Consider the following 14,323-nt stretch of genomic DNA (forward strand, 5'->3'; position numbering starts at 1 on the left):
AATGACAATTTCAACGGAAACCTCGAGGCAGAGCCTCGAGGAATTCTTTTCGATTAAAAAAGTTCCTTAGTTACATTTAAACTAAGGAACTTTTTTGCTTTACTACAACTTCAAATAGTAATCATCTAAATAGTGCACTATATGGTAAAATCATTGTTGATGGACCTCATCTACTTTTAAATCAAACAAAATGAATAATGGCTCTTAAATACAACCACCTGTGTTTGGTTTAGTATAACTAAATGCCTGAATACTGACATTATACTTCATAACCCCGAGATTCATAAAAATTTACATTTTTACTTAGCAAATAAAACATTTGCTTTCATTTTATAGCTTCCTTAAGTCAGTACAAATAATATCCTAATTTCTCTAAGTCCATTTTGATTATTGGTTCTACATAGCCTTCAAAAAAAAAATAAAAAATAAACCCTTTGCATCAAAGAAGGTCGATCTTTAATACAAAGGATTATGTTTTAGTTATAGGAAGTAAGTTTATTCTTTTAACAATTTTATATGTTTTTTATTGCCATCCTTATACATCACATGTAATATATATATACCCGATTGTAAATGTGATATATCAATATCGCTATGCTTATTACTAAATTCATAGGATTTAGCGCCACTCAAGTTATACAAAACACCTGATTTTACTTCTTCAGAAAGACTAAAAACATCTTTTACAGGATTAGGGTATAAACGAAGATCTTGACTATAATCTCCCTTACCAATATCATCAATTCCTAAAGTAACTTCTTTTATACTAAAGACAATATCTTCAAGTCTAAATCTTCCAACAACATCATCTTCTGAATTAGAAAGACCTGTGGTTACAAATTTTATTTCTATAGTCTCATCGTCAGCTAACGTAAGTGGGGTATCAAATACAAACTCGAAACTATTACCTTCATTATTCCCACCACTTATATAAGTAGCTTGCTGTTGAGTCTCTCCATTTATGGTAATTGCAACGTCTACAATATCATTTTTTTGAGATTTCGAGGCAAATGTTACTTTATTTAATGTACTTTGATAACCTTCTGCAGATTTCACAAGAAATTTAGCTCCGTCTCCTTCAAGATTATCTGCTGGGTCAAATTCTGTTCTCATTTGCAAATAAATATCACTCCCATCCGCTGTACCTCCAATCAATTCTGAATAATTATCTACAGCTTTAAAAGTTTGTTCCAAATCTGAACTATTCAGCGTTATTTCATGAAGTGGTTGTGTAGCTCCGGATACATTAAAGAAAAGATCTACAAATCTCACTCTCGGTGTTAATCCTTCTGAATTAGAAAGTGAGGTTGTTATAACCTGAATTTCTTTAGATGACTGTGTAAATGTCACCGGAGTGTCAAATTCAAATAATTCTGGAGTATTATTATTTGTACTTGTATAAGTAAAACTTTGTGTTTCACCCGCAATTTTAATATCTACATTTACAACATCTCCTGCTTGAGATATAATTCCTAATGTAATTTTATCACAAGTTATGGATGCAACATCAGCAGGGGCTTTTACATAAAATTTAGCGCCATCTCCTCCTGCTTCAGTCCTCGCTTGTAAATAAGCTGTACCACCTATAGTTATACTCCCTATTAATTCAGCATATTCACTTACCACTTTAAACGATTGTTCGCCAACAGAACTATTAAGGGTTATCTTGTGAGGGTTAAATATTGATATCGCTTCCGATTTTACTAAAAAATTATTTTCATCTACTAAGGTAAATATAACTCCTGTAGCTACTTCTGGCACATCGGCTGTAATCACGTTACCATTTATAGTTGCTGAAATTTCAAACCACTCTATTTTTGATGAGTCTACCTCTTCTATTCTATAAAGTAAATAAGCCGTTTCAATAATAGCATCTCCAGCATTAGTAGTTAGTGTTGCTGTGGCTACACCTGTATCCTGGTTATAAACTGTTGAGACAACAGATGGAACAATAGCTTGATTATCTAATGGATCACCATTATAATCTGGATTAAATAGTGGTACTCTTACATTGTTCTCTGTTAAAACAGTCTCTAATTTTTGGATCATTTCATTTTTAAGCGACGCATCCATAGTATCTATAACATCAAACATCTCTTCTATATCATTATCCGATCCATCGTCATTATATAATTTGTAAGCTTGATAATAATTTCCATTATCATAAATTTTATACAATTTATAATTTCCACTTCTAATAGCTGACGATGCTTTTTCATCTTGTCCATGTGGAAAGTGCCAGAAAAGATCTGTTCTTACTTCGTTATCACTATTTTTTATTTCTGTTTCAGTTCCTCTTAAAAATGAATATAAACTTAGACCATCTAAATTGTTAAGTACAGCTTCATCAAGAATAGTATCAGCTCCTGTCATCTCCATGATTGTAGGATAGAAATCTAAATGAGAAACCATATTATCATATAATTTATTTTCTACAATACCAGGTCCAGTTATAACTAGTGGAGTACGCAAACCACCTTCTTTGGTATTTGTTTTCCCTAAATCTAAAGGATAGTTATCTGTAATAATTTCTCGACCATGAATTTCTGCACCCCCATTATCTGACGCAAATATAACATACGTAGTTTCAAATAATTTTTTTCCTGGATTTCTTGGGTCATCAGTCTCTTTTAAATAATCTACAACTCTCCCTAAACTCCAATCTAAACTAGCAATCATTGCTCCATAATATGGATTTGTTTGCCCTGGTGTCGTAATATTAGCATCCGATGTTGGCAGAGGAATTCCTAATTTATCACAATAATATTGTAGTAATGCTAAATCTCTTGTTTGTATAGGTGAATGTACCAACCAATGAGCCATATATAGAAAAAAGGGTTCATCTTTATTATCATCCATAAAATCCAACGCAAGTTCTGTTACAGCATCATAAGGTCTTCCATCTGCATCTAATCGATAAGGATCATCTTCAGCATCAGTAGCAAAGTCAACAGACCTGTCATCCATAGATCTCGTAATTCCTCTATCAGTATCTTGGTAATCAAACCCTTGATCTACAGCCTCTGGATAAATATTGTGATTAGCTGCCATATGCCATTTACCAATATGACCAGATACATACCCTGAAGGTTTCAAGGCTTCAGCTATAGTTACTTCATCTAGTTGTAATCTACCCGGAAAATACGACTCTATAGTTTTATTTGTAGCTTTCCCTTCTGGTATTTGTCCTCCAGCTACATGGGTCATTTTATTTTTAAGAGGCATTCTACCACTCATTGTACCTCCTCTTGATGGAGAACAACTAGGTGCTGAAGCATAGGCTTGTAAAAAATTAGCTCCACTCTCTGCCAATGTTAACATATTTGGTGTTTCCCATGGGACAACATCACCAACGTCATTTAATTGAGTATCTTGCCAACCTAAGTCATCTGCATAAATAAAAACTATATTTGGCTTAACAATTTCTTGACCATATATCTGTGACAAAAAAAGTAAACTAAATAAAAACAACAAGGTGTTATTTCTCATAATTGAATTATTTTATACAAAGCTAGATTTCACAGAAAAGAAACCTTGTCTGTATTCAATCAAAAAGTTGTTTAAATCTACCATTATGTACTAAGAACTTAGATTCTATTAGTATAAACCACGTTGAATACTACAGTGATGTATATAAGTACTAATAATCATATATGAAATAAAACTTCAAGTGACATTATAGAGTATTGCAATACTTGTATGGGTGTTATGAAACAATAGTTAATTTTATTTTGAAATAATTATTCTTCTCGTGATGCTCCTATTAGTACCATTCGAAAGGTTTACAAAATACATTCCCGTATTCAAGTTCGATAAATCTAATCGTGTTGTAAAAGCCCCATCATCCCATAACTTTTCTAATACTTTTATACCTATAGTAGACATAACTACAATATTATTTATTTCATTAGTAGTTCTAGTAATTGTTAATTCATTAATTACTGGGTTAGGATACATCTGAATTTGAGATGTATTTGATGTAGGGTCAATAGAATCTGTTGATAAAACATTGTCAATTTCTCCAACAAGAAAAGCTCCTTCAGGTCTTACATAGGGCTCATAATCAGGTACAGGACTAGACATCAATCTGTCATTAATTGCTTTCATAATAACCATTTCATCAGGAGTCATATATCCTGCAATTCCATTAATATTAGATACGGTATTTGCAAATGTAACCCCTGCTTTGGCATCGATAAGAATTTTAGAAAATCTGTAAGCGTCTTCTATTCCAAATATTAAATTTGCGCTAGAAACATGCCACTTATCTCTAATTGGAAACCATGCATGTTTTAACACTTGTTTTTTTTCATACATGGACCATGGATTACCAACCATAGCAGGTAATGTAAACTCTTCGTAGCCCCATGAATTTGGAGGAGCTCCACCACCTAATGCAGAGACATGTCCTCTTGTAAAATCTGAATAAGAGTTGTTTCCTCTAAAGTTTGAGACATCATAGTCTCTTTCATCTTCATCATCAACTCCATCAGAATCAACAGTAACAGGTTCTCCCTCTATATAATGTAAATGACCAAACTCAGAAACCGACATAGCAGCTCCAGGATCAGCATCTTTAAACATTTGAACAAAATCTTCTAAATACCCATCGTCACGAAGCGTTGTGGTTGTGTCAAACCAATACCCATCAGCATACGCTGCTATAGCAGGAATAAATCCTTGAACTAAATCTTTATAAGCTAAATATTCATTTCCACCAAAATTAGCTGTGTAATATGCTACCCAAGCAACTTTTGTTTCATCGCTTGCTCTATCTAAATAATTTGTAGATATGTACAAAATAATCTTCTTCCCAGAATTTTTTAGCGTTTGTAAAACTTCAAGCATTATTTCTTGATTCTCTGCACTAGGAACTAAACTTTCGTGTATCTCTGTAGCTACATCTACATTGGTATTATCTCTTACGTTAAAATAATGTGAGTGTGCAAAATAAGAAAGATTTGTAATCACATGACCTACTGCAGGAAGTTCTGTAACTAACTCCTGTACACCTCCTAGTGGGTCATGACCAGTTGCTATTTCTGCATCTAATCTTTCTCCACCATAAACAGGGAAGGTAGCTCCCCATGAACCTGCTAACCATGCAGCAGGATGATCTACCGTTGTTGCTGTTTGATCTGTTGATCCATATATTCCATCAAAATAGTATGTCGTGGCTGGTTCTACAGTACTACCATTAGCTAAACCTAGTGTCATAAGGTCATATCCACCTACATCTAGTACATTTTGTGGAATAGCAACATTTTGAAAATGGAAGGTAAACGTTTCCCATTCTTGCCCAACTGTGAAATTCAATTGTTTATAAACACGTCCTCCTTCATCAGAACTATCAAAAAACACTCTTAATTTTGAATTGTTTGTAGTTAGTTCATCAGTAGGTATGTCAATATATGCTTTAAGTGTAACTGTATAATCGGTTAAATCTGTTACGTAATTGAATAAATTAAAATGAAGAAAATCATTTGTACCTTCAGGTCTATTGTATTTAGAGACAATAGTGTGTGTATTAATTCCTGAAGTATTAGGGTTTAGAAAGTTTCCTGTTAAATTTGTAGGTACATCTTCTTCGGCTGTAAACTCAATTTTACGCGTATTTGTTTGATCTTCTAACCACAAAAATTGCGCATTAGCAATCTGTACAAACGACAGCAATACTAGGAAAAATGGGAAATATTTATTCATAATGATTAGGTTATTCAATTAAGATTGTTGTTGGTTAAATTTCTATATAAAAAACATCTTTTTCATTGTGATAAAAACTAGTTTAGTTCAGATACTAAGATTTTACACTTTTGTCTGTATCCTTTTAAAACCTCACTGTAGTCTTTATTTCCAACTAAATTATTTTGTTCTTTAGGGTCTTTTATTATATCGAATAATTCTTCGTAAATTGGCTCTTCATCTGTTTCTACGGTTTGTCCTGGAATGTATTTATTTCGGTCATTTTCTTTACTGAAAGAGCGAATATATTTATACTGTTTACTTCGTACTCCTTCTTGTCTTGGATAGCCTTGATCTGTAAATAAATTTTCCAAAAAGACTTCTTCTCGCCACTCCGTTGATCTATTTTCTATTAAAGGAAGCATGCTTTCGCCTTGATACGTTTCTGGAATAGCGATTCCACACATATCTAAAATTGTAGCGGGTATATCTTGACCTACCACCAAATGATCTAAGCGTTTTCCTTTTTCAGTATTCTTAAAGAATGGAGAGTACACTATTAAAGGCACGTGAACAGATTCATCATACAAAATAGTTTTACCGCCTAAACCATGTTCTCCTAAAAACAAACCATTATCAGAACAAAACACAATGATGGTATTTTCATCTTCATCAATATCTTTTAATAATTTACGCAGGTTACCCATAAATTGATCAATAGCATAAACAGCTCGGTCCATTTTCAGTTTTTCATCTAGCAGTTTTGCTTTGTTAGACGTTACGTAATACTTCATTAAATCGGCTGTGGCATACACCTCTTCTGGTAAACTTATTGGTACTGGATACCCCTCTGGAAGTTCTATGTCTTGCTTTTTATCTTCATAAAGCGTTGAATAAAATAAAGGATCTGTAGGTTGCGTACCCATGCCTCCTATACTCGATGCGTGGGGAAGATTAAAGTTAACCCATACACTAAACGGTTTATTTGGGTCTCTTCTTTTTAAACGATCTTTTAAAGAACTATCTGCGTTTTCGAAAAAATAATCTGTTTCATGGCCTTGCTTTAAAAAGGCTTCGGTAGCTTCAAACAAGCCTTCTACCTGCGTTTTATTTTTAAGGTTTGAAAACTCTTTATGCTTTTTAGCAGGATAAAAACCCAAATGTCCGTTACCATAATATGTGAAATCTATACCCTTATTTAGTGGTGAATCATTGCGATCGGCTATTTTTGTATGATGCTTTCCTATAAAAGCCGTAGAATATCCTGCATTTTTCATTTGCATTTGCCAACTGTTATTAAAAATGACCTCTGAAATAAAATTATGAGATACATTAGTAAAACCTATTTGATTCTTTCGCTCCCATTGACTGGTAAAAATATTAGCTCGACTAGGTCCACAAATAGGACTTGTTATGAATGCCTGATTAAAGAAAACACCTTCTTGTGCTAATTGATCAATATGGGGAGTTTCGGTTACTGGATCGCCCGTTATCCCTAAAGAATTAAAACGTTGATCGTCTGTAAAAACAAAAATAACATTGGGCTTTTTCTTTCTATCATTTTCATCTGTCTTTATAACAAAAGAAGCGCATCCAAGTATTATAATTGTCGTAATGCTAATTAAAGCAGTGGTTTTAATTAAATGTTTCATCTGTTTATATTTATTGATTTTTAATGGTCAGATGCTGTTCGCTATTAATCATTCGGTTGTGTGTTAAAATTTTCAACTTGCTCGTTTCATTTTAAATTTTTATAATAGTGATGACCTGGTAAGCGTTCTGTTTTAGTTCCAAAGCCGAATAAATTAATTTCATCCTCATTCTTAGGCAATTCTTCTATGGATAAGTTTACCTTGCTTATTTCTTTTGAAGTAATGATAACAGATTCATCTGCTTTTAAATCAACCAAATAAAAACCATCTTCATCCATTTTTACTGAAATTTGTTTTCCGTTGCTATAGAATTTAGGGTTTTCTAAATCTACTTGAACTTTACACTGGTTTCCTTTTAAACTTTTTATGGACACAAACTCTGTTATTCCTTTTACTTTTTTGGCACTCACTAAAAAGGCGCCTTGTGTTCTTAAATCATGAAATGCCACGTCTTCCCATTTTTTGGGGCTGGCTGGAAACACCCTGATTTTTCCGCCCCAACTTTGAAGCATCATATCATGTAAACTTGTTGCAAAAGACAAGGGACTTTCAATAACCGGATTGATTTTCCCTTCAGCATACATAGTTGTTGACGATACATTTTCATGTTTGATAAGAAAATCTAAGTAATAATATGCTTTATCGGCATCTCCCAAACAAGCATACATGGATGACGCCCCCGTAGCTGTATAGCCTGTTACTGGCATGGCTTTTATGCCTATACCACTATTAAAGGTAACATCCAACCAATGATCGAGTGAGGTTTTTAGTAGTTTTTTGTCAGCTTCATTTTCTGGCGTTATAACCATTAGAGGGTAGAAAGCTAATAAGTGCGAATAGTGACGATGCGGTATAGAAAACGGAATGTCTTTTCCAATTCTAAGTCCGTTTTCATCAATTTGAAATTCAACTAAATTATCTAATATGCGTTGCCATTCTTTTAGCAGCGGGTCATTTAAATTGTGTTGGTTGTTAATATCGATTAATGTTTGGCAACTCCAGCGAATTAATGCCAATGTGAAATTAATATCTTGTCCATGCCCTGGTTTATATTCTGGGGACCAACTGTTTTTTATATGAATTTTTCCATCATCAGAATCTACAGGGTTGTCTTTTATATAATTCAAATAACTATTTACTGTCTTTTTTAATATGGGAAATAGCTTGTCTCGCATACGAACCTCATCGCCTGCAAATTCGCAATGCAACCAATAATCGTTTAACATCCACGCTAACATATCCGGTACTTTTGCGCCATTATATGCAATAAGGTCCTGTGGTAACAAAGCTGCAACTGCCGCACTATGCTTCCATCTCTCAGGAACATTGTTTTCTAAATTTTCAGCATATTTATCAATATTATTGGGCAAAGATTCTCCTATAGACATTCTGTTTGCCGTTAAGTGCGTCCAATAAATGAGTTGCACATTTAAATCGCCCCATACCATTGGCCAAAAAGTTCTATTATACCAAGGCCCCATTAAATCTAAAATAGGCCCATTACCTCGTGTAGCAGAAGCCAATTTATACATCTGTATCCAATAAAACGATTCTTTTTCAGCATCATTTATAGTCAAAAAACTCAATGGATAATAGTCGTGCCACCATTTTTGATGTGAGGATACAAATCTGTTTTCTTTCATCAGTTTTTCAGCAACTTCTAAATTTTTAGTTACAATGTCTAACGAATTATGTTCCGGATAACTATGATGAACACTTGTAATTAACTGTTGTTTACCCGAAGGATTCCCTGTTAATTTCCAACCCGTGGTGGTTTCTCCTCGATTGTCAAACAAAGGCTGATAACAAAAATCATAATCGTTTTTTTTACTAATTGTTGGTTTGGGTGGCATTTCTAAATCTGTGGCACGCATTTTATCCCACGTTTCTCCTTTTGGTCCTCCACCAGCTTTAATGGCTTCATATACTGGGGGTATTGGGTCTTCTGGATGCCAATTAATCTCTAGGTTTTCATTACTTGCATCTGTTTCAAAATAGATGACGTCCTTTTCACTATGTGTAAATCCTTTAATTTTATAAGTGCCTTGTGAAGTGGTAACTGTTCCAGATAATTCTGCGTTCCATAAACTTAAGCGCATATCAATTCCTGTTACTTTGCCTTTAGAAACTAAATCAAAATGACCTAATGGTAATCTACTCCGTTTTATCCAAAGCATTTCTTCTTCTTTAGTTTTAGCCTCTCTATGGTCGTAATAATCATGTCTGCCAACATAAACGGACATCACATTATCACCTTCGCCTTTTGTTTGATAAAAAAGAAAACCGACGTTTCCGTTGCCAGTATATGGCGCAATTTGCCACTTATCTGGAACCATATCCCAGAGCATATCGTGTTTGGATAGAAATGATTCGTAATCGACTTTAAAATTTACCTGAGTATTCTGTGAAAATAAGGTGCTTGATATAAGAATAAAATGATAAAGAAATAGAGTTTTTAAATTAAACATTGATACTTATTATTTTTAATTTATAAAATGAATTTTTGCTTATACTAACCTCCTCACTTAAGCTATCTAAAACATTATACAAAATTATTATATATACTAATAAAACACTGACTCTAATCACTCAAATACTTTCTTTAATTGAGCATTTCGCTAACATATATTTGATAAACCAAAAAAATATTAACGGCTACGTGAAATAAATAAGCAACACACTCTTAATTAAATACAAGCAGAACTCTTAGTCATCAAGCTCAAGAGTTCATTTTTATTAAATAGAGCAACAAAATGACCAATTAGAGAATATATATGCTAGTGGTATATCCTATTTTTGTGATATTCATAAAACATAAATATGTATAAATCTATAATTGCTGTTGTTGTTTTAATTTTGAGTCAAAATATATTAGCACAAAAACAAGCAGATACCAGTCGTCCTAATATCATTTTTATTTTTGCTGACGATATGGGTATAGGTGATGTTTCTCATACTACAGGTAAAGCAGCAACACCACATATAGATCGTATAGCAGCAGAAGGAATTCGTTTTACGGATGCGCATACCTCATCTTCTGTTTGCACGCCGTCTCGCTATTCACTTTTAACAGGACGTTATAATTGGCGTACAAGTTTATCTAAAGGTGTCATCCATGAACCGACTACGAAACCGTTGCTTAAAAAAGAAGAAACAACGGTAGCAAGTTTGTTAAAGAAAGCAGATTATCATACAGCTATAATTGGGAAATGGCATTTAGGTATCGGCTGGGAATTATTACCCGATTATAAGAAAGAGAAATGGCAATTAGGTGGCGGATGGGATATCGATTATACAAAACCTGCTATAACTCCCACAAGTAATGGTTTTGATTACTTTTATGGAATAGCAGCTTCTTTAGATATGCCTCCGTATGCATATATTGAAAACGAAAATGTAACAGAACTTCCTTCTGTCATGAATGATCCAAAGATACGTTCTAGAAAAGGCCCCTCTGCTCCAAGTTTTAAATCAGGTGAATGTTTACAAGTTTTTGCAGAAAAATCAGTGAATTATATAAATAAAAGAGCAGGTGAAAAAGAACCCTTCTTTTTATACTTACCACTAACCTCTCCACATACTCCTATTGTACCTAGTGAAAAATGGAGAGGAAAGTCTGAATTAGGTCCTTATGGAGATTTTTTAATGGAAACGGATTGGGTTGTTGGCGAAGTTTTAAAAGCTCTTGACAAACATCATTTAGCCGAAAACACCATTGTTTTATTTTCTACGGATAATGGCTGTTCGCCTGCTGCAAAAATTCCAGCTTTACAGAAGAAAGGGCACTCACCTAGTGGAAATTTAAGAGGAAATAAAGCTGATATTTACGAAGGTGGACATCGCGTTCCTTTTATCATTCGTTGGCCAGAGGTTATCGAAGCAGGAACACAAACAGATAGATTAACATGTATGACTGACTTTATTGCTACTTGTTCTGATATTACAGGGGTAAAATTAGATGATGCATCAGGTGTAGATGCCATTTCCTTTTTATCAACATTAAAAAACCAAACTAAAACAAATAGAGAAGATATTGTTCACCATAGTATTAATGGTTCTTTTTCTATCAGAAAAGGATATTGGAAACTAGCACTTTGTCCTGGGTCTGGTGGTTGGAGTACGCCAAAAGCAGGGCAAAGTCCAGAAGGATCACCTAGTGTGCAGTTATTTGATTTATCTAATGATATCGCAGAAACCATGAATCTGCAGGGTAAATATCCTGAGAAAGTAGCAGAATTAACAAAATTACTTCAATCCTATGTAGATAAAGGAAGAAGTACCCCTGGGGAAATTCAAAAAAATGATAGAGGCGTAAATATTTATTCAGAAGACACTCCTCAGTAATAATTCGCAAATCATATAACAGATGTACTTTCAAAATATGACATCTTTTTTTAATGCTTAAAATCGTAAAATTTAAATAAATGAAAAAAATAATTACCGTATTACTAGTACTATGTATACTACCAGTGTTTGCATTGGATATCCATGTCGCTACAACTGGTTCGGATTCTAATGAAGGAACGGCATCTAAGCCTCTGCTAACTATTGAAGCTGCTCAAAAAAAGTTAAGAACAAGTGGACGTTTAGGTAAAGAACCCTGTCAAATAATAATTCATCAAGGAACTTATAGGTTAAGTATGCCTCTGAAAATTACAACTGAAGATAGTGGTAGTGAACAATTTCCTGTTATGTATTCTGCCGCTGAAAATGAAGCCGTAGTTATTACAGGAGCGCAATTAATTACCTCTAAATGGGAATTATTTAAAGATGGGATCTATAGAACCAATGTTGGTGATTTAAATGCCATAGATCAACTTTTTGTGGGTCAGAAAAGACAACACATGGCTAGATACCCAAACTTTAATGCAGGTTTCGTGCCTACTGATGGTGATGATTCTGTACGTGGAAAAAAAGCAGGAACGGTTCCTTTTTCAGGGGCTACTCCAGACGCTTGGGATGCTAAAAAAGCGGCTGAATGGAAAAACCCTGCAGGCGCCATCTTAAATGGAATGCACAGAGGTCTTTGGGGAAGTCAGCATTATTTTGTGACTGGTAAAAACGATAAAGGAGAATTGGTTTACGAAGGTGGTTGGCAAAACAACCGATCTGCTCCGCCTCACGAAGGCTATCGAATGATTGAAAACGTTTTTGAAGAATTAGATGTTCCAGGAGAATGGTATCACAATACTAAGGACGGTTGGTTATATTATATGCCAGAAGCCCATATGAATCTTAACGACACAAAAATTGAAGCCGTCCTTCAAATTAAACACCTTATTGAAATTTACGGAGAACATAAACTACCTGTTGCAGAAATGGTTATTCACAAAAGTGGTAATGCACAAAAAGAGACCGTTGTTAAAAACTATGAAACTACTAATCCGGTAAAACATATTCAGATTTCTGGTATTCACTTTACAGGTACTAAAAGAACTTTAAGAGAAACCATTGAACCTTTACTTAGAAGCGATTGGTGTGTATATCGTGGAGGCGCTATTCATATAAGAGGGACAGAGCATATTGTTGTTAAAAATTGTTCTTTCGAGGAATTGGGAGGAAATGCAGTGTTTATAGATAGTTATAATCGTAATATAGAAATTAAAAGCAACCTTTTTCAAAATAATGGTTCTACGGATGTTAACTTGGTTGGTTCATTCGCAGCGGTTCGTGATCCTTCATTTAGTTTTCAGCATCTTCCTCCAGCTTTAGATGAAATAGATACTACAATTGGTCCAAAGTCAAATGATTATCCAGCAGATTGCCTAGTGGAAGATAATCTGATGATGCGTTGTGGTCGTTTTGAAAAACAAGCCTCAGGAATTAATATTTCTATGTCATCAAGAATTACACTTCGCCATAATACCATTAGTCACACACCAAGGGCTGCAATAAATATTTGTGATGGAACTTGGGGAGGTCATATTATAGAATGGAACGATTGTTTTGAAACCGTACTAGAGACTCACGATCATGGCGCTTTTAATTCTTGGGGAAGAGATCGTTATTGGTTTAGAGCTGGACCATCAGGACCTGACTTTAGAGATAAGAATGGAAAAGCAATGATTAGTTACTATATAGAAAAGTATCCAAATGCTCCTTTATGGGATGCTTATCAAACAACTACTATTCGAAATAATAGAATGCAATGTGATCATGGTTGGGATATCGATTTAGATGATGGCTCTACTAATTATGAAATCTATAATAATATCAGTCTATCAGGAGGCATAAAAACACGTGAAGGCTACCATCGTATTGTTACCAATAATGTGATTCTAGGTGGAGGTTATACCTGTAATGTGCCATACCCTAAACCAACAAAAGATATTTTTGAAAGAAATATTCTTTGGGGTTCACCCATATATCGTTCTAGTAATCCAGAGCTATGGGGAGGAACTAGAAATTTCAATTTTGTTCACAATCCAGATTTTAAAGATGTTGTGCCTGCTTACGGTGCACAAGAACAAACAAAGGATGATGCACAAAGTCTATATGGCAATGTACTGTTTAAAACTAATTCTCTTGATGACTTTACTGTAGCAGATAATTCTCAAGCATTAGAACTTGGATATAAAAACTTTCCAATGACTGGTTTTGGCCTTACTTCTGAAGCATTGAAGCGTTTAGTGATACGTCCTGAAAATAAAGCACCAAAAGAGATAGCATCCAACGTGTTTGTAGAGCAAAAGATGAAAGGATTATTGGGAGCTAAATTTAAAACTCTAGCAACGGAAGCGGAACTTTCTGCAACAGGAATGTTTGACACCTATGGAGTCTTATTGGTTTCTGTTCCTGAGGATAGTAAATTGGCTAAAATGGGATTTAAAGTGGATGATGTAGTAATTGAATTAAATTCGGAAAAAATAGCAAATGAACAAGATTTTATTAAAAACTTAACGGATGGTAAACACACCGTAAAAGTATGGAGACATCAAGAGTCAAAAACATTTTCTTTTGAAAAATAAATAATATAAAAAAATAAAATT

General features: G+C 34.1%; 6 protein-coding genes. 2 read left to right on the forward strand and 4 right to left on the reverse strand.

Translation table 11 applies throughout. The features are described 5' to 3' along the window. Positions 1-495: 495 nt before the first annotated feature. From EV196_RS03620 to EV196_RS03635, 4 genes are all read right to left on the reverse strand, one after another. Positions 496-3,489, reverse strand: a complete 2,994-nt coding sequence (locus EV196_RS03620) for a sulfatase-like hydrolase/transferase (RefSeq protein WP_132215023.1) — start codon at positions 3,487-3,489, stop codon at positions 496-498. 237 nt (positions 3,490-3,726) lie between these two features. Next, complete coding sequence (locus EV196_RS03625) at positions 3,727-5,703, reverse strand: T9SS type A sorting domain-containing protein (protein WP_132215025.1); 1,977 nt, start codon at positions 5,701-5,703, stop codon at positions 3,727-3,729. A 77-nt stretch (positions 5,704-5,780) separates the two neighbouring features. Next, positions 5,781-7,334 carry a sulfatase-like hydrolase/transferase gene (locus tag EV196_RS03630; protein WP_132215027.1) on the reverse strand — a complete coding sequence of 518 codons (1,554 nt, stop codon included), beginning with the start codon at positions 7,332-7,334 and terminating at the stop codon, positions 5,781-5,783. A gap of 86 nt (positions 7,335-7,420) precedes the next feature. Continuing rightward, positions 7,421-9,802, reverse strand: a complete 2,382-nt coding sequence (locus EV196_RS03635) for a glycosyl hydrolase family 95 catalytic domain-containing protein (RefSeq protein WP_132215029.1) — start codon at positions 9,800-9,802, stop codon at positions 7,421-7,423. A gap of 352 nt (positions 9,803-10,154) precedes the next feature. Between EV196_RS03635 and EV196_RS03640 the strand changes: the two genes are divergently transcribed. Both EV196_RS03640 and EV196_RS03645 read left to right on the forward strand, forming a co-directional pair. Next, positions 10,155-11,678, forward strand: a complete 1,524-nt coding sequence (locus EV196_RS03640) for a sulfatase family protein (protein WP_132215031.1) — start codon at positions 10,155-10,157, stop codon at positions 11,676-11,678. An 80-nt stretch (positions 11,679-11,758) separates the two neighbouring features. Then, a complete protein-coding gene (locus tag EV196_RS03645; protein ID WP_132215033.1) occupies positions 11,759-14,302 on the forward strand; it encodes a PDZ domain-containing protein in 2,544 nt (847 codons plus the stop codon). Positions 14,303-14,323: the final 21 nt, after the last annotated feature.

The organism is Mariniflexile fucanivorans (assembly GCF_004341235.1).
GTDB lineage: Bacteria > Bacteroidota > Bacteroidia > Flavobacteriales > Flavobacteriaceae > Mariniflexile > Mariniflexile fucanivorans.

Coding starts and splice junctions, on each gene's coding strand:
- EV196_RS03640 (WP_132215031.1), top strand. CDS start 10,155: ATGTATAAATCTATAATTGCTGTTGTTGTTTTAATTTTGAGTCAAAAT.
- EV196_RS03630 (WP_132215027.1), bottom strand. CDS start 7,334: ATGAAACATTTAATTAAAACCACTGCTTTAATTAGCATTACGACAATT.
- EV196_RS03635 (WP_132215029.1), bottom strand. CDS start 9,802: ATGTTTAATTTAAAAACTCTATTTCTTTATCATTTTATTCTTATATCA.
- EV196_RS03645 (WP_132215033.1), top strand. CDS start 11,759: ATGAAAAAAATAATTACCGTATTACTAGTACTATGTATACTACCAGTG.
- EV196_RS03620 (WP_132215023.1), bottom strand. CDS start 3,489: ATGAGAAATAACACCTTGTTGTTTTTATTTAGTTTACTTTTTTTGTCA.
- EV196_RS03625 (WP_132215025.1), bottom strand. CDS start 5,703: ATGAATAAATATTTCCCATTTTTCCTAGTATTGCTGTCGTTTGTACAG.